Here is a 25,908-nt window from a genome sequence, read left to right as displayed (position 1 = left end):
TAACTAATAATAGGGTTTCAAGACACAAGCAGTTCTAGGAAGCGAACGAGTGAATGAAGGAGCGTACTTACGTACGTGACTGATTGAACGAGAGAAGCTGACAACGAAATGCGCAGTGGATTGGAAGCCGATAGGTTAAGTTATTAAGGGCGCACGGCGAATGCCTTGGCACTAGGAGCCGAAGAAGGACGGCACTAACACCGATATGCTTCGGGGAGCTGTAAGTGAGCTTTGATCCGGAGATTTCCGAATGGGGGAACCCACTACGTTTAATCGCGTAGTATCTTGACGTGAATACATAGCGTCTTGAAGGCAGACCCAGGGAACTGAAACATCTAAGTACCTGGAGGAAGAGAAAGAAAAATCGATTCCCTGAGTAGCGGCGAGCGAAACGGGAAGAGCCCAAACCAAGAGGCTTGCCTCTTGGGGTTGTAGGACACTCTATACGGAGTTACAAAGGAATGAGTTAGATGAAGCGACTTGGAAAGGTCCGCCAGAGCAGGTAAAAGCCCTGTAGTCGAAAGTTCATTCCCTCCAGAGTGGATCCTGAGTACGGCGGAACACGTGAAATTCCGTCGGAATCCGGGAGGACCATCTCCCAAGGCTAAATACTACCTAGTGACCGATAGTGAACCAGTACCGTGAGGGAAAGGTGAAAAGCACCCCGGGAGGGGAGTGAAAGAGATCCTGAAACCGTGTGCCTACAAGTAGTTAGAGCCCGTTAATGGGTGATAGCGTGCCTTTTGTAGAATGAACCGGCGAGTTACGATTACGTGCGAGGTTAAGCTTTAGAAGGCGGAGCCGCAGCGAAAGCGAGTCTGAATAGGGCGAATTAGTACGTGGTCGTAGACCCGAAACCAGGTGATCTACCCATGTCCAGGGTGAAGGTGAGGTAACACTTACTGGAGGCCCGAACCCACGCACGTTGAAAAGTGCGGGGATGAGGTGTGGGTAGCGGAGAAATTCCAATCGAACTTGGAGATAGCTGGTTCTCTCCGAAATAGCTTTAGGGCTAGCCTCGTGATGAGAATACTGGAGGTAGAGCACTGTTTGGACTAGGGGGCCATCCCGGTTTACCGAATTCAGACAAACTCCGAATGCCAGATATTTATACACGGGAGTCAGACTGCGAGTGATAAGATCCGTAGTCAAAAGGGAAACAGCCCAGACCACCAGCTAAGGTCCCAAAGTAATCGTTAAGTGGAAAAGGATGTGGCGTTGCACAGACAACCAGGATGTTGGCTTAGAAGCAGCCATCATTTAAAGAGTGCGTAATAGCTCACTGGTCGAGTGACGCTGCGCCGAAAATGTATCGGGGCTAAACGATTCACCGAAGCTGTGGATTGACATCTACGATGTCAGTGGTAGGAGAGCGTTCTAAGTGCGTTGAAGTCAGACCGGAAGGACTGGTGGAGCGCTTAGAAGTGAGAATGCCGGTATGAGTAGCGAAAGACGGGTGAGAATCCCGTCCACCGTATGACTAAGGTTTCCTGAGGAAGGCTCGTCCGCTCAGGGTTAGTCGGGACCTAAGCCGAGGCCGATAGGCGTAGGCGATGGACAACAGGTTGATATTCCTGTACCACCTCCTCACCGTTTGAGAAATGGGGGGACGCAGTAGGATAGGGTAAGCGCGCCGTTGGTTGTGCGCGTCCAAGCAGTAAGGCGTGTGTGTAGGCAAATCCGCACACTGTAACGTTGAGCTGTGATGGCGAGTCCGTATGGACGAAGTTCCTGATTTCACACTGCCAAGAAAAGCCTCTATCGAGGTGAGAGGTGCCCGTACCGCAAACCGACACAGGTAGTCGAGGAGAGAATCCTAAGGTGTGCGAGAGAACTCTCGTTAAGGAACTCGGCAAAATGACCCCGTAACTTCGGGAGAAGGGGTGCTCTTGAGCGTGCAAGCGCATGAGAGCCGCAGTGAATAGGCCCAGGCGACTGTTTAGCAAAAACACAGGTCTCTGCAAAACCGTAAGGTGACGTATAGGGGCTGACGCCTGCCCGGTGCTGGAAGGTTAAGAGGAGTGGTTAGCGCAAGCGAAGCTGCGAATTGAAGCCCCAGTAAACGGCGGCCGTAACTATAACGGTCCTAAGGTAGCGAAATTCCTTGTCGGGTAAGTTCCGACCCGCACGAAAGGCGTAACGATCTGGGCACTGTCTCAACGAGAGACTCGGTGAAATTATAGTACCTGTGAAGATGCAGGTTACCCGCGACAGGACGGAAAGACCCCGTGGAGCTTTACTGTAGCCTGATATTGAATTTTGGTACAACTTGTACAGGATAGGTAGGAGCCAGAGATCTCGGAGCGCCAGCTTCGAAGGAGGCGTCGGTGGGATACTACCCTGGTTGTATTGAAATTCTAACCCATGCCCCTTAGCGGGGCAGGAGACAGTGTCAGGCGGACAGTTTGACTGGGGCGGTCGCCTCCTAAAAGGTAACGGAGGCGCCCAAAGGTTCCCTCAGAATGGTTGGAAATCATTCGTAGAGTGTAAAGGCACAAGGGAGCTTGACTGCGAGACCTACAAGTCGAGCAGGGTCGAAAGACGGGCTTAGTGATCCGGTGGTTCCGCATGGAAGGGCCATCGCTCAACGGATAAAAGCTACCCCGGGGATAACAGGCTTATCTCCCCCAAGAGTCCACATCGACGGGGAGGTTTGGCACCTCGATGTCGGCTCATCGCATCCTGGGGCTGTAGTCGGTCCCAAGGGTTGGGCTGTTCGCCCATTAAAGCGGTACGCGAGCTGGGTTCAGAACGTCGTGAGACAGTTCGGTCCCTATCCGTCGTGGGCGTAGGAAATTTGAGAGGAGCTGTCCTTAGTACGAGAGGACCGGGATGGACACACCGCTGGTGTACCAGTTGTCTTGCCAAAGGCATCGCTGGGTAGCTATGTGTGGACGGGATAAGTGCTGAAAGCATCTAAGCATGAAGCCCCCCTCAAGATGAGATTTCCCATTACGCAAGTAAGTAAGATCCCTCAAAGACGATGAGGTAGATAGGTTCGAGGTGGAAGTGTGGTGACACATGGAGCTGACGAATACTAATCGATCGAGGACTTAACCAAAAAAGTTTGAAACATTCAATGTACCGTTTATCCAGTTTTGAAAGAATAATCTTTCAATTAAATACTGTCTAGTGATGATGGCAAAGAGGTCACACCCGTTCCCATACCGAACACGGAAGTTAAGCTCTTTAGCGCCGATGGTAGTTGGGGGCTTCCCCCTGTGAGAGTAGGACGTCGCTAGGCAATTCAAACAGTTAGCCGTGTGCTGGCTGTTTTTTATTGCCATATTAGAGGTATTTTTTACTATTTTTTAATAAATAATAAAAATAGTATTGTAGTTTTATATTTTTTGTGTTATATTTATAAATGTCTTAAAGAGGTCCCGTGGTGTAGCGGTTAACATGCCTGCCTGTCACGCAGGAGATCGCCGGTTCGATCCCGGTCGGGACCGCCATTTATATGAAATTACAGTTCTTATGATTATTATTAATCATAAGGACTTTTTTTATTTGCGTGCGTAGGAAATCGCCACTAGACTGAGAGAAAACGCCAATAGCCCAATGAAAATAGAGGATACTAACAGATGTGCACTAAATCATCGCCCGTTGCATATGTATAGACAGTATGATTTTTTGCAAGGACGGAGGTATGCCTATAGCATTTCGTTTCGGTATCTATTGGTTAATCTTTATACTTAAGGTTGCTTGTGGAGTGCACATTATTGATATCGAGGAATCGAATTCGTATCATTGGCAAAAAAATATGAATGAAAATGAATTTGGGCAGCTAAAGCAAGGTATGACTTATATGGACGTAGTTAAAATTGCTGGTGGGGACGCTAGTGAGATGATTGAAAATGATTATTATCGTTGGAATGATGAAATTCTTATGACACAAGCATACATAGTTCAATTTAAAGATGATAAGTTAGTAAATAAAGAGGTTATTGCTGTAAAGGGATATTCAACAAGAGAGTAGGCACGTCTTCAATCAGGAAGACGTGTTTATTTTTTTTGAAAATCACTGGATGCTTTGAACATTTGCTTGTGTTTCGGTAAACTAGAAGTAATGAGCTAGGAGAGGAAATAGAGATGATATTTGAAAAAATAATGAATTCACTAGAGGATACAGAGCGCTTTGCCATTAAGTTAGCAAATTTACTGATGGCTCAAGATACAATTACATTAGAAGGGGATTTAGGGGCTGGGAAAACCACCTTTACAAAAGCATTAGCAAAAGGGCTAGGAGTAACAAGAACGGTTAATAGCCCTACTTTTACTATTGTAAAACAATATGAGGGACGTTTACCTTTTAATCATTTAGATGTATATCGCTTGGCAGAGAGCGATGAGGACCTCGGCTGGGATGAGCTATTTTACGGTGATGCGGTATCTGTTGTTGAGTGGGCCCATTTAATTGAACAGGATTTACCAAAGGAACGTTTAGGAATTGAAATATATCGTATCGGTGAAAACGAAAGACGATTTGTGTTAATGCCTTATGGAAAGAGATACGAGGCACTATGTGAGGAGCTAATGAGATGATTTGGTTAGGAATTGAAACAGCTAATGCGCCACTTTCTGTTGCAGTTGTAAAGGACGGAAAAGTGATGGCCGAGGTTGTACAAAATATAAAATTAACGCATTCTGCAGGAGCCATGCCAGCAATTGAAACGATACTAGCAAATGTAGGTGTAAAGCCAAATGAACTAGATGCAATTGCTGTATCAGAAGGACCTGGATCTTATACAGGTGTGCGCATTGGTGTAACACTTGCTAAAACATTAGCGTGGACGCTTCAAAAGCCATTAGTCGGTGTTTCAAGTTTAAAAGTTTTAGCAGCAAATGCAGCACTTTTTGATGGACTAATTTGTCCTATCTTTGATGCACGTCGGGGAAATGTATATACAGCTGTTTATAAAGGGACAAAACTGGATGTTGTTATAGAAGACTATCATGATCATATAGAGGGACTGTTAGCCCGTTTGAAGGCTTTAAATGCGCCTATATTATTTGTAGGGACTGATGTCGATGTATTTTGGGATAAAATTGTTGAAGTACTTGGAGTAAATGCGCATCGTGCAGCTCTTCATGAAGACTTGCCACGAGCTAGTGCAGCCATTCTTTTAGCGAGCGCTGAAGAGCTACCGAGTATTGAGGCAGTTCACCATTTTATACCGCAATATAAACGCATTGCTGAGGCTGAAGCGAATTGGTTAAAGGAGCAAAAGGAGAAATAAAACTGTTATCAAAAACATTATCATAAGTAATCATTCGTGATAAATTACATTCATGGAAAAGATGTATAAACCAAAAGAATTTGCCTCTATGTTAGGGGTAGCTGTTATTACGCTTCAACGTTGGGATAGAGAAGGCAAATTAATCGCTTATCGAAAACCTAAAGGAAGGAGATATTACATACATGCTCAGTACGAGCAATATATGGGTATTAGTGAAAATAAAGTAGGTAAGACGATGATTTATGCCAGAGTTTCAAATCGAGGGCAAAAAGATGATTTAGATAATCAAATTGAATTTTTGAAAACATTCGCGAATTCAAGAGGGATTATTGTTGATGAGGTTATAACAGACATTGCAAGCGGTTTGAATGACAATCGAAAAAAGTGGAATGAGTTAATTGAGCTGGCACAACAAAAAGAACTAAGTCAGATTATTATTTCACATAAAGACCGATTTGTGCGCTTTGGTTATGATTGGTTTGAAGCATTTTTGAAAAAATGTGGTGTTGGAATTGTTGTTGTGAATAATGAAAAGTTATCTCCACAAGAAGAACTTGTGCAAGATTTAATTTCAATCATTCATGTATTTTCTTGTCGAATTTATGGTTTAAGAAAATATAAGAAGATTAAGGATGATGAGCTATGAAAAAAGCTTTTAAGACAGAAATCATTCTTTCTAAAGCACAGCAACAAAAAATGAATCAAACCATCGGTACATGTCGTTATGTATATAATCTATATCTTTCTAAAGCACAAAATCACTACAAACAAACAGGTAAGCATTTGTCAGGCTATGATTTTTCAAAATGGCTAAACAATGTGTATGTGAAAGAACAAGATTGTTGGATTAAAGATGTGTCGAGCAAAGCCGTTAAACAAGCCATTATGAATGGTGATCGTGCCTTTAAAAATTTCTTTAAAGGCATTGCAAAGTTCCCACGTTTTAAGAAAAAGAAAGACCAGCAGGTGAAAGCATACTTCCCGAAAAACAACCAAACGGATTTGTTAGTAGAACGTCATCGCATTAAAGTACCCACAATCGGGTGGGTGCGCTTAAAGGAGTACGGCTACATTCCAACAGATAGGGTTGTGAAAAGCTGCACGATTTCACAGCAAGGGAATCGATATTGTATTTCAGTGTTATGTGAAATGGATACACCACAAACTATTCTTATTTCAGAACATGACGGAATCGGTGTAGATGTAGGACTGAAAGAATTTGCGGTGTGCAGTCATCATGAAATATTTTCAAATATTAACAAAACACCTAAAATAAAAAAGCTTGAAAAACAGTTGAAACGACAACAGCGAAAGCTTAGTCGTAGCTATGAACAAAATAAAAATAGAAAGGTAGGTGAAATCTGCTACAAAAACAGGCAAAAGCAATTAATCAGATTGCAAAAATTGCATGTTAGATTGACGAATATTCGTAGAGAATACACTCGTTTTGTCGTGAATCAACTGGTGAAAGCCAAGCCAGCGTATATCACAATTGAAGATTTAAACGTCAAAGGTATGATGAAAAATCGTCATTTATCAAAAGCAGTAGCACAACAAAATTTTCATTATTTCAAGGAATGGTTGCTCGCAAAATGCAAAGAGTATGGTATTGAATTGCGACAAGTAAGCCGCTTTTATCCATCGTCTAAGCTATGTTCGTGCTGTGGTGCGAAAAAGGTAAAGCTAAGCTTATCAGATAGAACATACCACTGCAATAACTGTCAAATTGAAATTGACCGAGACTTTAATGCCAGTTTAAATCTGAAATATGCAACAGAATATGAAGTATTAACTTAACTAAACTTCATATATGTACGGTGGGCTACATCGGAATTTACGCTTGTGGAGTGTTACACAAACCGCAGTAGCGAGCAAGTGGCGAGGCGGGACACGGAGAAGCAAGAAATCATCTAGCATTGTCAAATGAATATTTTTGATAATGTTTTTAGTAGCAGAAGGCACATGAGCAGTAATATCGTATATCGTAAAATGGTGTCAGAGGATGTTCCAGCAGTATATGCGATTGAGCTTGCTACATTCCCTACACCATGGACATTGGATTCTTTTTACTATGAGATGCATGAAAATCAATATGCACACTATGTTTTAGCAGTAGATGAAAACAATACTATAATTGGTTTTTGTGGCATGTGGATGGTTATAGATGCGGCGCAAATAACCAATGTGGCTGTGTTAGAGACGGCTCGTGGACAAGGAATCGGAGAAGGCTTAATGCGGGAAGCGATGCGTATTGCACGTGAGCATGGAATGGACGTGATGAGTCTAGAGGTACGTGAAACCAATACTGTGGCGCAAAACCTTTACCGCAAGCTTGCATTTCAAGATGGTGGCATACGCAAAGGATACTATACAGATAACGGGGAGGATGCCCTAGTCATGTGGGTGAATTTATAATGGAAAATCGAGTTATTTTAGCAATTGAATCGAGCTGTGATGAAACAGCAGCCGCGATTATTCGTAATGGTTCTGAAATTGTTTCAAATGTGGTAGCTTCACAAATTGAAAGTCATAAGCGATTTGGTGGTGTTGTACCGGAAATTGCATCACGCCATCATGTTGAACAAATTACTATTGTTATTGAAGAGGCGTTAAAACAAGCGAATATGAAACCCTCTGACTTAGATGCAGTAGCTGTTACAGAAGGGCCTGGTCTTGTAGGAGCACTTTTAATTGGCATTAATGCTGCAAAGGCGTTTGCCTTTGCCAATAATATACCGATTTTAGGTGTGCATCATATTGCTGGACATATTTATGCTAACGCACTTGTTCAACCGATGGAATTTCCACTTCTAGCCCTTGTTGTGTCAGGGGGACATACAGAGCTTGTTTATATGAAAGAGCATGGTTCATTTGAAGTGATTGGCGAAACGCGAGATGATGCAGCAGGTGAAGCATACGACAAAGTTGCACGCGTGCTAGGCTTACCATATCCTGGAGGACCTCGTATAGACCAGTTAGCACATGAAGGGCAAGAAGCCGTTGCTTTTCCTCGTGTATGGCTTGAAGAAGGCTCGTATGATTTTAGCTTTAGTGGTTTAAAATCGGCAGTTATTAACTATAAGCACAATATGGATCAACGTGGTGAAGAAATATCTCCAACTGCAGTTGCAAAGGGCTTTCAGGAAAGTGTAGTGGAAGTTCTAACAGCTAAAACATTGCGTGCAGCGCGGGAGTATAATGTTAAACAAGTTATCGCAGCTGGTGGCGTAGCTGCGAATAAAGGACTGCGCACATCCCTTGAAACGGTTTTCGCAAAAGAGGGAATTCCATTTTTTGTACCGCCATTGAAATTGTGTACAGACAATGCAGCAATGATTGGAGCAGCCGCAACACCAATGTTTGAAGCTGGTATTCGTGGAAATATGATGATGAATGGTCGCCCAGGTATGGAATTAAAATCGTGGGTTGACTAAGAGATTGAAAAGAGGAGGCTCAAGTTATTATTCGGGCATCCTCTTTTTTTACGTATAAAATCTTGAATATTGTAAGAAAATATATACTTATAATAGAAAAAGAGTAATTGACAAATTTTTCAGAAAATTATCCACAGAACCTGTGAAAAAAACATGTGAAAAAACTGCGAACATTCGTACTTATGCACAAAATGTGGATAACTTGTGCATAAGTTGTGATTATTCTATATATAGTAGCGTATTTTACACAAAACTATGTGGATTAAATAATTTGAAATTGTGGACAGTGTGGAAAAGTCTGTTGATATGTTGATATTACTAGTTTTATAGTGTGTATAAAGTTGTGGGCATTTTTTGTCGAAAAATAGCACTTGACCAATATATATGAAAAATAAAGGCGAGTAAAGAAAAAAGCCAAGGTGACAGGTACTAAAACAATTCTGAAAATTGTAAGGAAAAATCCACGAAGACTCCGCGGCTTACGTGTGTGCCCGCGGAAAGCAAAGTGGATTTTTATGATTTGGAGCGTATATTATGCAAGGTATTTATGTTTAGTGCCAAGTACTAAAAAGATTATACTGTTGCTTTACGATTTACAAAATAATATTTTCTAACTCTTCATTTAGCTCAAGCCATTCCATTTCAATGACTTCGTGCTGTTCTTTAACAGTAGCTAACTCATTTTGTAGTTGTGTAATTTTCTCATGGTCTGTGAAAATTTCGGAATCGCAAAGTGCTTCTTCTAAACGAGCAATTTCTATTGAAGCCTTTTGCATGGTAACTTCTAGCTCTTCAATAGTTCTTCTAATTTGGCGTTCACGTTTTTTTGCCTCTTTATCAATTGTTGAAGTAGAGGTCTTTTCAGATGCTGTTGATTGTAGTTGTGACTGAGAAGCTGCTTTCATTTGAGCAATTTCGTAAAGCTCCTGTTTTTTCTCAAGATAATAATCATAATCACCTAAATACTCAAAAGAACCTTCTCCAGATAGCTCAACAACTTTTGTAGCAATTCGGTTAATGAAATAACGGTCATGTGATACGAAAAGGAGTGTTCCAGGATAATCAATTAGGGCATTTTCTAGCACCTCTTTACTATCCAAATCTAAATGGTTGGTAGGCTCATCGAGAATTAAGAAATTCGCTTTTTGCATCATTAACTTTGCCAATGCCAGTCGAGCTTTCTCACCACCAGATAAAGAGTTTACCGTTTTATCCACATCTTCGCCGCTGAATAAAAAGCGACCAAGTACAGTGCGAATATCTTTTTCATTCATTAATGGCCATTCATCCCATAGTTCCTTTAAAACGCTTTTATTGCTAGATAGTTTCGCCTGTTCTTGATCGTAATAGCCAATTTGCACATTGGTACCATAGCGGATTTCCCCTGCAAGTGGGGACAAATCTTTTACTATGGTTTTTAATAATGTGGATTTGCCCACACCGTTTGGTCCGACTAATGCGATGCGGTCTTCACGAAAAGTTCGTAGTGTTATGCCGCTAGAAATTTGCTTGTCACCGTAGCCAACAGCTAAGGCATCAATAGAAAGCACATCATTACCACTTTGGCGTTCAATTGTAAAACCGAAGCTAGCGGATTTTTCATCTCCTTCAGGGGAGTCCATCCATTCTGTGCGTTCAAGCATTTTGCGTCGGCTTTGTGCCATTTTGGTCGTTGAGGCACGGGCAATATTTTTTTGAATAAAATCCTCAAGCTTGGCTTTCTCATCTTGCTGACGTTCAAACATTTTCATATCGCGCTCATAGTTTTTTGCTTTCTCATCTAAATAGGCACTATAGTTGCCTGTATATTTTGTGACGCGATGGCGAGATACTTCATAAACAATAGAAACGACTTGATCTAAGAAGTAACGGTCATGGGAAACAATTAAAATAGCGCCTTCATAGCCTTTTAAATAATTTTCTAACCAAGATAGCGTTTCAATATCTAAATGGTTGGTAGGCTCATCGAGAATTAATAAATCGGGCTTGCTTAGTAGCAGCTTAGCAAGAGCTAGACGAGTTCGCTGGCCCCCTGACAAGGAGCTAATTGGTTTTTCATAATCCTCTGGGTAAAATTGCATACCATGAAGAACAGAGCGTGTATCAGACTCGTACTGATAGCCACCTGCATCTTTAAAATCATGTTGTAATTGGTCATATTCGGACATTATCTTTGAATACATGTCAGAGTTATCGTAAACGGCCGGATCAGCCATTTGTTGTTCAAGGGAACGTAATGCTTTTTCTTGTGAAAGAAGCGGTTCGAAAATTGTCATCATTTCGTCCCAAATTGACAACGTAGAATTTAGTCCAGCATGTTGTTCCAAATAGCCGACTTGTACACCTTTTGGAATGATAATATCGCCAGCATCATATGACAATTGACCAGCAATGATTTTTAGTAAAGTGGATTTACCAGCACCGTTACGTCCTACTAATGCGACACGATCACGGTGTTGAACTTCTAGTTTTACGCCACTTAAAATTTCATCGGCAATAAAGGATTTATATAGTTGATTGACTTGTAATACAATCATTCTTGACACCTCAATTCATTCTTAGTGTAAATGATGAGGGATTTGCTTGCAATGTCAGTGCTTTACTTATTCCAAGCTGTCATGTAAGATTGAAACGATTTCTCTTTAGTTAGTGGCGTAAAAAACGCCGTTAACTAAAGGGAAATCCACCAGTGGATGTCACAGATTACCGCATAAGCTTGGAAAGAATCTGGACGCAATTACACTGCGGTGTAATTGATTTGTATAAGCATGTTTCAAAAGAATATTCAAATGCACTTCGGTGGATTTGATGTGTTTATAAGGAGGAAAAAGTTTGAAACAAGAAGTGAAAATTCCACAAGCCACAACTAAAAGACTTCCTCTTTACTATCGATTTATCCAAAACTTTGCACAAGAAGGAATGGAACGTATTTCATCGAAGGAATTGAGCGAAGCGATGAAAATCGACTCTGCAACGATTCGTCGTGATTTCTCTTATTTTGGTGCGCTTGGGAAAAAGGGATATGGCTACGATGTACAACATCTATTGACATTTTTTAGTCAAACACTAGATCAGCATGAAACAACAAAAGTAGCATTAATCGGTGTGGGGAACTTAGGTAATGCCTTTTTAAAGTATAATTTCCAGAAAAATCATAATACACACATTGTGGTGGCATTTGACTCGAAGGCGCCAAAGGAAGGGAAAATGATCAGCAATATTCCTGTGTATCATCCCGATTTACTAGAAGAAAAGTATGCTGAATACGGGGCAGACCTAGCTATTTTAACAGTATCTTCACGCTCTGCTCAGAAGATGGCGGATCGCTTAGCAGCAATGGACGCAAAAGGTATTTTAAACTTTACACCAGAGCGAATTACTGTACCCGATTCTATGAAATTATTAACAATAGATTTATCAGTTGAATTGCAAGCGCTTATATATTTAATAAGAAATAGCGATAAATAAGTGCATTCACAATTTTGTAAACAGTTACAATTGATGGCGTTCAAACTATCTAAATAAATTCGCCAAACCTAAAAATTTAAGTTAAAATGATATATATAAGAGGAGGTGGCTGTAATGGTTGTGCACTTAAGTGCTATTTCACCAGTTGGCCTAGTTATTATCGGTGTGGTTGCTATTTTAATTTTCGGACCAAAGAAATTACCAGAGCTAGGTAAAGCTATGGGTTCTACACTTCGCGAATTTAAAAATGCAACAAAAGGTCTAGCTGATGACGATGATGATGCAAAAAAGAAAGTAATTGAACATAAAGAAAATGATAACGTTAAGTAAGTTAAGGATGTCAATTTAATATGAATCCAAGAGAATTAACTGTTACAGAGCATTTAGTAGAACTTAGAAAACGGCTCTTAATTTGTGCTGTTTTCTTTGTTATTGCACTTATAGTTGGCTTTTATCTAGCCGAACCAATTATTAAATATATTCAATATAGTAAAGAAGCAGAGCAACTAACTTTAAACGCGTTTAAAGTGACCGACCCACTTGTTGTCTACTTGCAAGTGACGGTTATTATAGCATTTGTTTTAAGTTCACCATTGCTTCTTCATCAAATCTGGCTGTTTATTACACCAGGTTTACATGAGACAGAACGTAAGGCTACTTTAAAATATATTCCATACTCGTTTATTCTATTTATAGCAGGTGCATCATTTTCTTATTATGTGCTATTCCCATATGTTATGCACTTTATGATGGGCTTATCTGCGGATTTAGAAATACAACAAACAATTGGTATTAACGAATATTTTTCATTTTTGTTTCGCCTAGTTATGCCTTTCGGAATCGTTTTTCAGTTACCTGTTGTAACGTTATTTTTAGCGCGTTTAGGTATATTAAATCCTGAATTAATGGTGAAATTCAGAAAATATGCATATTTCGTGTTAGTTGTGATAGCGGTATTTCTTGCACCACCCGACTTTATTTCAAACGTTATTGTAGCAATTCCGCTATTTTTAATTTATGAGATTAGTATTATTATAGCGCGCAGGGGCTATCGTAAATTTTTACAAGCCGAAGCAATGCAGTTAGAGGAAGAACGGATAGCAGCAGAACGCGAGCAAGTGGAGCGTTTGTTAGCTGAGCAAAAACGACAAATAGAAGAAATGAATGACTAATAAAAAAGCTGGATGTGATGACTACATCCAGCTTTTTTTATTGCATTTTTTGCAGTTCTTCTAAAAACTTTTGCAACGGTTCAGCATTTAATTGGACAAGTGTCACAAAGCCATTTAGCATGATGTGCGCAATAATTGATGTCCATATCCGTTTTGTTTTGTGGTATAGGAAAGCAAAGATCAAACCACAAATGGTATACAACAGGATGTGTGAAAAATCAAAATGAATCAGTGCGAAGAAAATGGCACTAACAATGGCTGCCACCCAGAAATTCGTCGTTTGAACAAGTGAGCCGAAAATAACGCGACGGAAGACGAATTCCTCTAAAATTGGACCAAAGACAACAATCGCTAAAATGGCAATGGGTGCACCTTTAGCTATCGCTACGATATCAGCAGTGTTTTGTGAGCCCCCCTCGATTCCAAAAACGGCCATTTCAATAGCCGCTCCAATCATTTGTCCGAAGAATACAAGGAAGAAACCTAAAACGCCCCACATAATTGTAAGTGGGATAGACTCTTTTTTACCTTGATAGACATCCCAAAACGTTTTATCGCGAGTGGTTAAAATTAAACTTAAAATCAATGCAATCGCGAAGCTAAGTGCGATATACCAGCCTTGTGTGATAGGAGCTGCTTGTTCATGAGATAAGCCTGTTGTATTCATCACAAATTTATGGAACGGTAAAAGCAACCATCTACCTGATACTTGCATGATAATGTAAACGATTAAAACATACAGAGCAGTTTTTTTATGCTGAACGCTTTTTAGAGAATTATTCACAGTCAAAATCCTTTCCATTCATAAGCTTCCTTTCTATTGTAGAGGAATATGGAAAGAAAACAAAATTTTTCGAAGTTCTCGCTTGCAAAAAAAGAATTGATTGATTATCATAATAAATGTATTAGCACTCGTTGATATAGAGTGCTAATAAACTTTCAACTAATATTTAAATTAATAGGAGGTTGTTTTACTTGTTAAGACCACTAGGAGATCGTATTGTCATCGAACTAATCGAGGTAGAAGAAAAATCTGCATTTGGGATTGTACTACCAGACTCTGCAAAAGAAAAACCGCAAGAAGGTAAAGTAGTAGCAGTTGGGACAGGTCGTGTTTTAGAAAACGGACAACGTGTAGAGCTTGACGTTAAAGTTGACGACCACATTATTTTCTCTAAATACGCAGGTACAGAAGTTAAATATGAAGGCAATGAATACTTAATCTTACGCGAAAGCGATATTCTTGCAATTATTGGATAATTATTATTATATGAATCAAGCTTAACGAATATTCCATTTCAGGAGGGTAAATTCAAATGGCAAAAGATATTAAATTCTCAGAAGAAGCGCGTTCATTAATGCTTCAAGGTGTAGATAAATTAGCAAACGCAGTGAAAGTGACATTAGGTCCTAAAGGTCGTAATGTCGTGTTAGAAAAAAAATTCGGCTCACCATTAATTACAAATGATGGTGTAACAATTGCAAAAGAAATTGAACTTGAAAATCCATATGAAAATATGGGGGCAAAATTAGTTGCAGAAGTTGCTTCTAAAACAAATGAAATTGCTGGTGATGGTACAACGACTGCAACAGTTCTTGCACAAGCGATTATCCGTGAAGGTCTGAAAAACGTAACGGCTGGTGCAAACCCTGTAGGCATCCGTAAAGGGATTGACAAAGCGGTAGCAGCTGCACTGACAGAATTACATGCTATTTCTCGTCCGGTAAGCAACAAAGAAGAAATTGCACAAGTTGCGGCCATTTCAGCAGCAGACGACGAAGTAGGCCAACTAATTGCAGAAGCAATGGAACGTGTTGGTAATGATGGTGTTATCACAATCGAAGAATCTAAAGGATTCACAACGGAGTTAGATGTAGTGGAAGGTATGCAATTTGATCGTGGTTATGCATCACACTATATGGTAACAGATACAGATAAAATGGAAGCCGTTCTTGAGAACCCATACATTTTAATTACAGATAAGAAAATTACAAATATCCAAGAAGTTTTACCACTATTAGAACAAGTGGTACAACAAGGTCGTCCACTTTTAATGATCGCTGAAGACGTTGAAGGTGAAGCTCTTGCAACGCTTGTTGTAAACAAACTACGCGGTACATTCAACGCTGTAGCAGTAAAAGCGCCTGGTTTCGGTGACCGTCGTAAAGCAATGCTAGAAGATATTGCAATCTTAACAGGTGGTCAAGTAATTACAGAAGAATTAGGCTTAGACCTTAAAACAGCTGATATTACATCACTAGGCCGTGCAGCGAAAGTTGTTGTAACAAAAGACAATACAACAATCGTAGAAGGTGTTGGCGGCGCAGATGCAATCGAAAGTCGCGTAGGCCAAATCCGTGCACAACTTGCTGAAACAACTTCAGAGTTCGATAAAGAAAAATTACAAGAGCGCTTAGCGAAATTAGCTGGTGGTGTAGCAGTGATTAAAGTTGGTGCTGCAACAGAAACAGAACTAAAAGAGCGTAAACTTCGCATTGAAGATGCACTGAACTCAACACGTGCAGCAGTTGAAGAAGGTATTGTATCAGGTGGTGGTACGGCACTTCTAAACGTCTATGCAGCAGTTGAAAAAGCAGCTGACGCAGTTGATGGTGATGTAGCAACTGGTGTGAAAATCGTGCTTCGTGCGTTAGAAGAGCCAGTTCGTCAAATCGCAAACAATGCAGGTCTTGAAGGTTCTATCATTGTAGACCGTTTAAAACGCGAAGAAATCGGTGTTGGCTTCAACGCAGCAACAGGCGAATGGGTAAACATGATGGAAGCAGGCGTAGTAGACCCAGCGAAAGTAACACGTTCAGCACTACAAAACGCAGCATCTGTAGCAGCTTTATTCTTAACAACAGAAGCGGTTGTAGCAGATATTCCAGAACCAGCAGCACCAGGCATGCCTGATATGGGCGGCATGGGTGGCATGGGCGGCATGATGTAATAAGCCGCAGCCCCTTACTAGAAGGGTTTGTATAGGTGAAATGCTAGGATTTTAACGAAGCCTCTCATAAGTTCATGGAACTTGTGAGAGGCTTCTTTTTTTGTATTTTCATGAAAACAGCTTCTTTTTTTCTGGACAATGATCGTACATAGGTAACAATAAGAAAATCTTAAGAATTGGTGCATGGGTTTGTTAAGATTTAGTTAGTATTATATTTTTATACGAATCCACTAGGAGTGATTACAGGAACCTAAAGAGATGGAGGATTGAATGTAGTTGAACATTTTGATTTGTGATGATGATAAAGAAATTGTAAGGGCAATAAGCGTTTATTTAGAAAATGAGGGATATAAAGTATTTAAAGCGTACAATGGTGTGGAGGCAATTGATCTTATTCAAGAGCAAGTGATTCACCTAATTATTATGGATATTATGATGCCAAAAATGGATGGCATTACAGCGACAATGAAGATTCGACAAGATAATATGATTCCATTAATTATGCTTTCTGCTAAGTCGGAGGATTATGATAAAATACTCGGCTTAAATATTGGTGCAGATGATTATATGGCAAAGCCGTTTAATCCATTAGAACTTGTCGCTCGAGTGAAATCACAGTTAAGAAGGTATACGGCATTTGGCAGTCTGGAAGTAAGTAGCCATATTTTCCAAACGGGTGGTCTTATGATTGATGATGAAAAGAAAGTCATTACGGTTGATAAACAAGCTGTTCATTTGACCCCAGTACAGTATAAAATTTTAAAGCTACTTACAGCCAATACTGGAAGAGTATTTACGATTGAAGAGATTTATGAAAAGGTGTGGAATGAAAGCGCCGTTAACCCAGAAAATACGGTGGCAGTCCATATTCGGAAAATTCGAGAAAAAATTGAAATTAATCCGAAAGAGCCGAAGTATTTAAAAGTTGTGTGGGGAGTTGGGTATAAAGTTGAGAAATATTAGTCATGCACTGATTACAAAAGTGATTGTGTTTCTAATTGCTATCGCTTGTTTAACGGGTACAGCGAAGGCTATTATGGGCATGGAATTAAATGATGTTCATCTTAGTAGTATCAATCAAGATAACTATTTTGAAAGTCAAGTATTCGCTGATGAAAGTTATAGTCTTATCAGCTCCTTAGCACAATTAATCGGACAATATAAAAGTGAAGAATATATTTTAAGTGGTAAGGCACTTACAAATGAAGAAACAACTGCAATCGAAGAAGAACTATATAATAATTTTCAATATTCATCAAAGTATAATCCGAATTTGACTGAATTGGAATATAGACGCATATTTCAAGAAGAATATGCGGATGAATTGAACAGTAAAAAAGAAGAAAGTATGAGACAACAAGTACGGGTTTTTTATCGTTTACTCAACACTTTAGAAGCATCTGAAGGAATCGTCTATTATGCAAGTGACGGTGAACATATCTTCTCCAATAGTGAACTAAATAAAAAAGAACAATTTACATCATTTGGCGCCTATATGCTATTTGATGATTATCAACAGAAGCTGTATCCAACAGAAGTAGGAAAAAGTAAGTACGTAGATTATGTTACACAAGAAGTGGAACAGTTAAATCCACAAACAGATGTTATTTATGTGGCGTTTGAAGAATCTTTCTTACAGCAAAAAATGCAGGAATGGCAAAAAGATAAAGCAATTGCCAAACGTTTACTGAACGAGTTTATGTTATATCTAGCAGGATTTATTGTATCTTTTGTTTATTTAATAATTGTTATTGGCAGAACGTCTTTCAAAGATAAAGAACTGCATTTACATGTTATGGACAAATTATATAATGATTTAAATATTGTGATCGTCGTATGTTTAATCTCTATGTGGATGGCTATGATTATTGAAGTGTTACGTAAGATGAACTTGCTTCTGACGGTGCCTATTTTTATAATTGCTTTGCTGCTAGTCTTATCACTCGTAAAGCATATTAAAAATCGAACATTACTGCAGCATACACTTATCTATCAAATTATTAAAAAATGTTTTATTGTGGTGAAAAACATATTTGATAATGGGAGTACAGCGGTAAAAATTGTGTTACTTGTTATCGGCTATCCTTTAGTAGTAGTGGCTACGTTTTTTATGTTTCCTATTACACTAGGCGTAGCAGCCTGGTTGGCAATGAAAAAGGTGAAATCGTTTAATCGCATTAAAGAGGGCGTAGAGCAAATTAAAAATGGTGACCTTCATCATCGAATTGAAGTAGATGGAAAAGGGGAGTTTAGCCAACTTGCCATGAATATTAATAGCATTACCGATGGTTTAAAAAAGTCGGTGGATAGTGAAATCAAGAGTGAGCGTTTAAAAACGGAGCTTATTACGAATGTTTCGCACGATATCAGAACGCCATTAACGTCTATTATTACGTATGTCGATTTATTAAGAATCGAAAAAGACCCGGAATTAATTGCTGAATATATTGATGTATTAGATCAAAAATCGAAAAGGCTTAAGCTTTTAACGGACGATTTGTTTGAAGCGGCTAAAGCGTCGAGTGGCAGTATGCCTGTTCAATTAGAACGGATTGATATCGTTTCGTTACTAAAACAAGGTATAGGGGAGATGGATGAGAAAATCGAAGCGGCATCCTTAGATTTTAAGTTAGCCCACCCAACGGAAAAAGTCTATGTGAAGGCTGATGGTAAACTTCTATGGCGCGCCATTGAAAACTTATTTTCGAATATTTTTAAATACGCACTGCCTGCATCCAGAGTATATATTGATGTTGAAGACTTAGGTAATGAACTACTAGTAACATTTAAAAATATTTCAGCGTATGAATTAAATATTTCAGTCGATGAGCTTATGGAACGTTTTACACGCGGGGATGAATCTAGATCGAGTCAAGGTAGCGGATTAGGGTTATCCATAGCTGAAAGCCTTATTCAAATCCAAGATGGAAAGTTCTTCATTCAAGTAGATGGCGATTTATTTAAAGCGATGATTTACCTACCGAAATTTCAAAATGAATTGAAATAGTGAAGGAATAGGATGCATAAAGTGTGTCCTATTCTTTTGCAGTTGTTCTCCAATAACAACTGTAATAATTTTTTCTTGTTCTTGAAATCTTTGACTTCTGTTAATAAGTTCGTTATAATTCGTGATGTATTATAAAATGCGTAAAGGAGGACTATTAAATATGACACTACGATTCCAAACTTTGAACCAATAATTGAATATGGTCAAAGGCTCTGTTTGTGTATGCAGAGTAAACGGAATTAGTCTGTCTTTTTTTAATATACCTCATTTCATATTTGTGAAAATACAATTCCATCAGTTTATGGATCTTTCCCATATATCACACTTCGAAATATAGGAACGATTGTTTAACCGATGGGAAAATATGCAATGTTAGAAAGGCGACTTTGTTCAACCTTTCTTTTATTTTTGTCTAATTACACCTTTTTTGATGGAATCAAAGTAGGTGTTTTATGCCCTATGGCTAACTTCATAAAATTAGGACGGTTTTTTTCCTTTACTTTTGAGATCACAGGCAGATGTTTGTGATCTTTTTGTTTTCTACAGTGGGTATTAAGGAAATGCTCTGACTCTATACAAGGTGGTGAATTCCCCAATGGTATATGAACTAGGAATGATTGGGTAGGATTTGTTTTGAATATACAAATTTTTAAGCATAGGTTACTTATCATAATGAAATCTATGAAGCATTTTTTAATATGACTATTCGTAAGGAGTAAATAAATGAATCAAAATCAAACGGTGAAATATGAATTCCTATCACAGGATCCCAATGTTAAAACATTACCAATCATGTTGTCATTAATAATCGGTGCGTTCTTTGCTGTTTTAAACGAAACATTGTTAAACATAGCTTTAACTACATTAATGCATGAATTCCATATTACGTTACCAACCGTTCAGTGGATGGCAACAGGGTTTATGCTTGTCATGGGTATAGTCATTCCAGTCTCTGCATTGATGTTGCAGTGGTTTACAACAAGGCAATTATTTCTTGGTGTGATGGTCACGTTCACAATTGGAACGATTATTTGTGCCATTGCACCTAGTTTTCCGGTTTTATTGGTAGGGCGTTTAATACAAGCAGTTGGAACAGGGTTGTTAATGCCTATTATATTTAATGTTTTCCTTTTATTATATCCACCAGAAAAACGCGGGAAAGTTATGGGCATTGTAGGTTTAACGTTTACGTTTGCACCGGCAATTGGACCAACTTTATCCGGGGTTATCGTAGAATATTTAGGCTGGCGCTATCTATTTATTATTGTTATTCCTTTTGCCATATTTTCAATTGTTTTTGCCTTTAAGTATTTAACAAATGTTTCGGAAGTAACAAAACCTAAAATAGATTTTCTATCATTGCTTTTTTCAACGATTGGGTTTGGAGCAATTATTTACGGGTTTAGTGCTGCTGGTGAAAAAGGTTTCCTTAGTTCTAGCGTTTTTCTGACGATTATCATCGGAGTCATAGGTGTTGTGTTGTTCTCTTTAAGACAATTTAAGCTAAAAGAGCCTGTTATGGATTTACGGGTGTTCAAATATCCAATGTATACACACGCTGTATTTATGTTTGTGATTATTATTATGGCGATGTTTGCATCAGAAATTATATTACCTATATTTATGCAGGGACCATTAGCTTTGACGGCTGCAACAGCGGGACTCGTATTACTACCAGGGAGTTTACTCAATGGGCTCATGTCTCCAATTATGGGGCAAATGTTCGATAAATTTGGTCCTCGCATATTAATGATTCCAGCAACACTTGTTTTAAGCGGAACAGTATTTACTTTGAGCAGATTAACGGCTGAAACGCCCATTTGGATAATTGTAGTATGCTATATTTTATTAATGTTAAGTGTCTCGGCTATTATGATGCCAGCTCAGACAAATGGTTTAAACCAACTGCCTAAATCTTTATATCCACATGGAACGGCAGTGATGACTACTTTACAGCCTGTTGTAGGCGCTATTGGTGTTGCTGTTTTTATTAGTATTATGAATGCCAAACAAAATCATTTTCTACAAAAGGCAACAAATCCGAGTGATCCGGCTACAATTAGTCACGCAATGGTTGCTGGTGTGGAACTTGTTTATCTCATTGCTTTTATTATCACGATAGTAGCGATTATATTGGCATTTACTGTTTATCGTGCGGTGCCCAAAGAAATAGTAGAAACACAATCTGAAACGAAATCTTAGCATAGTACCGGATGCAATACCGAGCAATACTATAGCTAACGTTAAAAATAAAAGCTTCTCATCAGTTTCATCAACTTTTTGAGAAGCTTTTCATTTACGCTAATTAAAGAGAAAACGGTAATCTAGCAATCATTTTTCTAGCTTATTGTGATGCTGAAGTATCGGCTAAAGACAGCTAGTTATTGACCTTCAACTTTTAAAACTTCATATTGGAAACCCCGATAAATATAATGTTGTTTTTGATACATGTCTCTCGGTGTATCTTCACCATCTGCTACTAAAATAACGGTTTTTTGCTGAAAATGTTGCATTACATATTGCTGAAGTTGCGTACCTATTCCTTTCCGTTGAAAAGCCTCTAGTACAAATAAATTATCAATTTCAACTGTCGTATCTTCTTCAATTAGCTCTGTAGAACCAACTGGGATGCCTTCATAGTAAGCAAGGAGTTGATGTTTCTTCGAATCATGAAAACGATGTTTTAGTAAAGCTTGTTTTTCAGTGGCAAAAGTTTCACCATATCTTAAATCTTCTTTGTACTGCAGTGTTAAAAATTCCTCTAAATTGTCGTCAGTCACAGGTCGAACTTCAACATGCTCGTTTACTTTTGCAGGGAAATGGCTAGGTTCAATTGTATATAACTCTAAAAATCCAATATCATAGTTTTCATCCGTTAAATAACTGTGAATATCGCTCGGAATTTTTTCGTTAGACGGGAAAATAAATTTTAAATGTTGCTGATTATGTTGTTGATGATAGGAGCGTAGTAAATGCTCTAATTTCTTAAATGTCGTTAATGCAGGCATTGTTTTAAATAAAATAAAATTACTATCATAACGGGTTAGCATTTCTGGATAATGCACATGCCGATACATTTCGTCTTCATAAATGATATGGCCAATTTTTTCTATATGCTCAAAAGTAATATCGTTCATTGTAAATCTCCTTATTATAGAATGACTTGAGAATGGGTAACGATTGAAACTTTGTTGCTATTAGTGTGAATGCTATGGCACTTGATAGCAAGGGAATTCTAAATGATGCGCACCTTCGCTCCAAGCTAAGTGACTGGCATCTAAAAAGTCAAAAGGCATCAAGAGAGAAAAAATCTTGATGCCTTTTGCCGTAGGTTTACGCAAAAGTATAGCTGTTGCTATCTTTATTAAATTCCTACGTTATCGTACTGTAACGAGCGTTGGCTTAGGGAAATACCCTAATTGAATGCCATGGGCAATCATTGTACGGATAAAGGCTGGATTAGGCTCTGCACATGTAATATCCGTATGCTTTAAAAAGTCCTGTGTTTTTTCACTATTTATGATAAATGGTGAATCGCTTGGGCCATCACCGTCAAGCTGTGCAATGGCTAATGATAAATAATCTTGTAGTTCTTCTGGATGCTCCGAATGTAATAGCCAATCTTCGTATTCATTTGTCGTAACAATTTCTAGCGCATATCCCATGTCTTTGATGGCCTCAACAAAATCGAGATAGAGTAGCGGTACTGGGTTACATAGGTGGAATATGTGCCCATTTGATTTTGGCTGACGGGCTAGTGCTACAAGTGCTTGGCTTGCATAATTAATTGGCGTAAAATCGACATGCCAATGAGCTGACGGTGTTTTTCCTAAATAAAGCATTGATTTTATCATACGATAAAAAGCATTATCATCTATATTGCGTTGGAATTTCCCTGTCTGCGAATGACATGTTAAATTGCCAATACGGTAAATTGAAACAGGAATATTATCATTCACTGCATTTCTAACAAGATTTTCAGCATCTAACTTACTTTGGTTATAGACATTAGAAAGTGCAACATTGTAATCGAAATCACCCTGTGCTTGAGTGTCTCCCCATTGCGTTGTCGCTAGCTCCTCGGGGATACCTATTGTTGAAACATAATGGAAATGTACACCCACTTTACATTTAGCAAGCTCTAGCAAATATTTAGTACCTTGCACATTGACATCGTTAAAATGACTTGCTGCTCCGAAATGTCTTACATCTGCACCGCAATGAATAATTGCGTCGATTTTTTCAGTAAGAAGCGCGTGGTCTTTAACAGATAAATCAAGTCTTGCCTTACTTAAATCGCCTTGGATGACCGTCACTCGTTTTTGCAGCATCGGGATAATAGCATGTCCAAAATAAAATAACATACTATCTTTTAATTTATCATCAGGCGTTGTCTGTGCACTTTGTCTAATTAAACAATAGACATGTGCGTTCGTATTCATTAAAAGTTCATATAACACATGACTACCTAAATAACCTGTTGCCCCAGTTAACAGCACCGTTTTCATCGCTAAAGGTGTGACATTATGAATAGTGGTAAGACGGCTTGGCTCCATTAAATCTTTCCGTACAAAGTCAGTTGTTTGCTGGGATACCTCATTTGTTTCAGGCTGATACGTACTAATATAATTATCCAATTCAGCAATCGTATGGTATTGGAAAAAGTCTTGAATTTTTAAAAATGGAATATGCTTTTTCACATGTACTAAAATCTCAAGTACTTTTAAAGAATGTCCACCGATATGAAAGAAGTTATCGTGAATGCCAACACGTTCAACATCTAGTACTTGCTCCCAAGCACTGGCTAGTAGCTGCTGTATTGTGTTTTCAGGTGCGTCATAATGACTTGGTAGCGGTGTTGTTACCTCAAGTGTCGCTAATTGCTTTCGATCAATTTTACCGGTAGGAGATAATGGCATTTCCTGCACTTCAATTAAACGTTCAGGGACCATATAGTCTGGTAAAAGACCTGCTAAATAATGTCGAAGTGCTTCCTGTTCTACCTTCATACCACCGAATACCGTGTAATAGGCAAACAAGCTAGTATTACCATTATCCCTTTTTTTGGCAAGTATTACGGCTTCTTGGATGTTAGGGTGATTACTTAACACCGTTTCAATTTCCCCAAGCTCAATGCGGAACCCTCGCACTTTAATTTGAGAATCTTTGCGTCCCACAAATTCAATTACACCATTTGGCAATAAACGAGCTAAATCACCTGTTCGATACATCAACTTCCCACATTCATTTGACAGATGTGGGACAAACGCTTCAGCAGTTTTTTCAGGCTTATTTAAATAGCCAGCAGCTAGTCCTGCACCAGCTATATAAAGTTCACCTGCTTCATTGGCAGGACATAGCTGCCCGTCGTTATTAATAATATACATCTCGTAATTGGCAATCGGTCTGCCAATGGGAATACTTGCATGATGCTCGATGATAGTATCTGGCACTCTGTAATATGAAGACAGCACTGTACATTCTGTCGGTCCATATACATTAATAATTGCAGTTGTTGTTCCGAATTTTTCACGCCACTTTTGTATAACCGCAGGCATAAGGGCTTCTCCACCTACAGACAAATATTTAAGAGATGATAATTGATATTGGTAATCGCTGGAGAGATGCGTTGCAAGCTGCGTAAAGAATGCATTTGGAATAGTGGCTGTTGTCACTTTTTCCCTTGCAATCATCTCAGCGAATGCTTCAATCGATATGCGCTCAATACTTGTGAGCATATGTAATCGAGCGCCAGAAAAGAAAGCAGTAAATGTTTCTGTGACGGATGGATCAAAACTATAGGAGATAAATTGCGAAAAGACATCATATTTACTTACTTGGTAGATTCTTTGATTATCAGTAATTAAGTTAATCACAGATTCATGCTTTAGCATTACGCCTTTTGGCTTGCCTGTCGAGCCAGATGTATAAATAATATAGGCTAAATCGGCAGGGCTGAGATCGATATAAACATTGTCTTTTGGAAACGTGATTTCCATGCAATTCAGTGTAAACACTGTACGACATTGAGAATTGCTATGTAATAAATTGGTAAGTACCGCTGTATGTTCTTCTTTTATTAAAATGAATGGTGCACCTGAATCATTTAAAAGGTACTGACAGCGTTCTTTTGGATAGCTGGGATCTATTGGAACGTAAATACCTCCTGCTTTTAGAACGCCAAGTAAACTGATAATAGTTTCCTGACTACGTTCCATAACAATTGCTACTTTGTCACCTTTTTGGAGACCATTGTCTAGTAACATATGGGCAACTTGATTGGAGCGTTCATTGAGCTGACGATAGGTGATCCGATCATCATTAAAAGACAGGGCAATTCTTTCAGCGAATCGTTCCGCTGATTGATAAAATACACTAGGGATTGTTTGATCTTTCGCATAAAAGGCTTTTGTTTGATTTAAAGCTTGATATAATACTTTATCTTGTTCTGTTAACAGTTGTGTACAATTGGTTGGTAACGTCTGTTGTTCTTGGGTGTTTGTTTGATAATGTGCTGTAAATAAATCAAGGTCTCGTTTTAAATTCAATCATAACAACTCCTATTTTTGAAAGTAGGGGACTGTGCCCCTTTAGTGCAATTAGAAGTAACTTTATTATTGATAGGATTAGACATTG

Annotated in this window: 19 protein-coding genes, 1 tRNA gene and 2 rRNA genes; 18 read left to right on the top strand and 4 right to left on the bottom strand. The window is 38.8% G+C overall.

All coding sequences use genetic code 11. The annotated features are described in order from the left end of the window. The first annotated feature begins 133 nt into the window (after positions 1-133). From MHH88_RS19995 to tsaD, 10 genes are all read left to right on the top strand, one after another. A 23S ribosomal RNA gene (locus tag MHH88_RS19995) occupies positions 134-3,061 on the top strand. A 67-nt stretch (positions 3,062-3,128) separates the two neighbouring features. Further along, positions 3,129-3,244: ribosomal RNA gene (gene rrf, locus MHH88_RS19990) — 5S ribosomal RNA — on the top strand. Positions 3,245-3,379: 135 nt separating this feature from the next. After that, positions 3,380-3,455, top strand: a tRNA-Asp gene (locus MHH88_RS19985). 194 nt (positions 3,456-3,649) lie between these two features. Then, positions 3,650-3,979 carry a hypothetical protein gene (locus MHH88_RS19980; protein WP_339260239.1) on the top strand — a complete coding sequence of 110 codons (330 nt, stop codon included), beginning with the start codon at positions 3,650-3,652 and terminating at the stop codon, positions 3,977-3,979. A gap of 113 nt (positions 3,980-4,092) precedes the next feature. Next, positions 4,093-4,545 (top strand): tRNA (adenosine(37)-N6)-threonylcarbamoyltransferase complex ATPase subunit type 1 TsaE, encoded by a 453-nt coding sequence (tsaE, locus tag MHH88_RS19975; RefSeq protein WP_024363924.1) that lies wholly within the window; start codon positions 4,093-4,095, stop codon positions 4,543-4,545. Next, on the top strand, positions 4,542-5,240 hold the full coding sequence (gene tsaB / locus MHH88_RS19970; RefSeq protein WP_339260237.1) for a tRNA (adenosine(37)-N6)-threonylcarbamoyltransferase complex dimerization subunit type 1 TsaB: 699 nt from the start codon (positions 4,542-4,544) through the stop codon (positions 5,238-5,240). Before tsaE ends, tsaB begins: the two co-directional genes overlap by 4 nt. Positions 5,241-5,301: 61 nt before the next feature. Continuing rightward, positions 5,302-5,886: an IS607 family transposase gene (locus MHH88_RS19965; protein WP_339260235.1), complete on the top strand. Its 585-nt coding sequence runs from the start codon at positions 5,302-5,304 to the stop codon at positions 5,884-5,886. Further along, a complete protein-coding gene (locus tag MHH88_RS19960; RefSeq protein WP_339260234.1) occupies positions 5,883-7,037 on the top strand; it encodes a transposase in 1,155 nt (384 codons plus the stop codon). The genes MHH88_RS19965 and MHH88_RS19960 overlap by 4 nt, the downstream gene beginning before the upstream one ends. A gap of 165 nt (positions 7,038-7,202) precedes the next feature. Continuing rightward, a complete protein-coding gene (rimI, locus tag MHH88_RS19955) occupies positions 7,203-7,655 on the top strand; it encodes a ribosomal protein S18-alanine N-acetyltransferase (RefSeq protein ID WP_024363926.1) in 453 nt (150 codons plus the stop codon). Next, the gene (gene tsaD / locus MHH88_RS19950) at positions 7,655-8,674 is read left to right on the top strand and encodes a tRNA (adenosine(37)-N6)-threonylcarbamoyltransferase complex transferase subunit TsaD (protein ID WP_029747360.1); all 1,020 of its coding nucleotides are present in this window, start codon (positions 7,655-7,657) and stop codon (positions 8,672-8,674) included. The genes rimI and tsaD overlap by 1 nt, the downstream gene beginning before the upstream one ends. Positions 8,675-9,267: 593 nt before the next feature. On the opposite strand, the gene MHH88_RS19945 is transcribed toward tsaD, so the two are convergent. Further along, the gene (locus MHH88_RS19945; protein WP_339260231.1) at positions 9,268-11,211 is read right to left on the bottom strand and encodes an ATP-binding cassette domain-containing protein; all 1,944 of its coding nucleotides are present in this window, start codon (positions 11,209-11,211) and stop codon (positions 9,268-9,270) included. Positions 11,212-11,506: 295 nt separating this feature from the next. Between MHH88_RS19945 and MHH88_RS19940 the strand changes: the two genes are divergently transcribed. From MHH88_RS19940 to tatC, 3 genes are all read left to right on the top strand, one after another. Next, a complete protein-coding gene (locus MHH88_RS19940) occupies positions 11,507-12,142 on the top strand; it encodes a redox-sensing transcriptional repressor Rex (protein ID WP_024363929.1) in 636 nt (211 codons plus the stop codon). Positions 12,143-12,256: 114 nt separating this feature from the next. Further along, entirely contained in the window at positions 12,257-12,472 is a 216-nt protein-coding gene (locus tag MHH88_RS19935) for a twin-arginine translocase TatA/TatE family subunit (RefSeq protein WP_069510999.1), read from the top strand. A 20-nt stretch (positions 12,473-12,492) separates the two neighbouring features. Next, on the top strand, positions 12,493-13,314 hold the full coding sequence (gene tatC / locus MHH88_RS19930) for a twin-arginine translocase subunit TatC (protein WP_069510997.1): 822 nt from the start codon (positions 12,493-12,495) through the stop codon (positions 13,312-13,314). A gap of 37 nt (positions 13,315-13,351) precedes the next feature. Here tatC and MHH88_RS19925 read toward each other — a convergent pair whose 3' ends face one another. Then, positions 13,352-14,116, bottom strand: a complete 765-nt coding sequence (locus tag MHH88_RS19925; RefSeq protein WP_339260227.1) for a CPBP family intramembrane glutamic endopeptidase — start codon at positions 14,114-14,116, stop codon at positions 13,352-13,354. A 173-nt stretch (positions 14,117-14,289) separates the two neighbouring features. On the opposite strand from MHH88_RS19925, the gene groES reads away from it, so the two are divergent. The 5 genes from groES (at position 14,290) to MHH88_RS19900 (ending at position 21,474) form a co-directional block, all read left to right on the top strand. Continuing rightward, positions 14,290-14,574 (top strand): co-chaperone GroES, encoded by a 285-nt coding sequence (gene groES / locus MHH88_RS19920; RefSeq protein ID WP_024363933.1) that lies wholly within the window; start codon positions 14,290-14,292, stop codon positions 14,572-14,574. A gap of 56 nt (positions 14,575-14,630) precedes the next feature. After that, complete coding sequence (groL, locus tag MHH88_RS19915) at positions 14,631-16,265, top strand: chaperonin GroEL (RefSeq protein ID WP_069510993.1); 1,635 nt, start codon at positions 14,631-14,633, stop codon at positions 16,263-16,265. A 276-nt stretch (positions 16,266-16,541) separates the two neighbouring features. Then, on the top strand, positions 16,542-17,228 hold the full coding sequence (locus tag MHH88_RS19910) for a response regulator transcription factor (RefSeq protein WP_024363935.1): 687 nt from the start codon (positions 16,542-16,544) through the stop codon (positions 17,226-17,228). Then, on the top strand, positions 17,215-19,272 hold the full coding sequence (locus MHH88_RS19905; RefSeq protein WP_339260224.1) for a HAMP domain-containing sensor histidine kinase: 2,058 nt from the start codon (positions 17,215-17,217) through the stop codon (positions 19,270-19,272). The genes MHH88_RS19910 and MHH88_RS19905 overlap by 14 nt, the downstream gene beginning before the upstream one ends. A gap of 723 nt (positions 19,273-19,995) precedes the next feature. Next, entirely contained in the window at positions 19,996-21,474 is a 1,479-nt protein-coding gene (locus tag MHH88_RS19900; RefSeq protein ID WP_339260223.1) for an MDR family MFS transporter, read from the top strand. A gap of 179 nt (positions 21,475-21,653) precedes the next feature. On the opposite strand, the gene MHH88_RS19895 is transcribed toward MHH88_RS19900, so the two are convergent. Then, on the bottom strand, positions 21,654-22,409 hold the full coding sequence (locus MHH88_RS19895; protein ID WP_339260221.1) for a GNAT family N-acetyltransferase: 756 nt from the start codon (positions 22,407-22,409) through the stop codon (positions 21,654-21,656). A gap of 240 nt (positions 22,410-22,649) precedes the next feature. After that, a complete protein-coding gene (locus tag MHH88_RS19890) occupies positions 22,650-25,820 on the bottom strand; it encodes a non-ribosomal peptide synthetase (RefSeq protein WP_339260219.1) in 3,171 nt (1,056 codons plus the stop codon). Positions 25,821-25,908 lie beyond the last annotated feature (88 nt).

Origin of the sequence: Lysinibacillus sp. FSL K6-3209, from assembly GCF_037976175.1 — a bacterium.
GTDB classification, from domain to species: Bacteria; Bacillota; Bacilli; order Bacillales_A; family Planococcaceae; genus Lysinibacillus; species Lysinibacillus sphaericus_D.
Note: the sequence above shows the minus strand (reverse complement) of the source record. Positions and strands in the feature narration are given on the sequence as shown.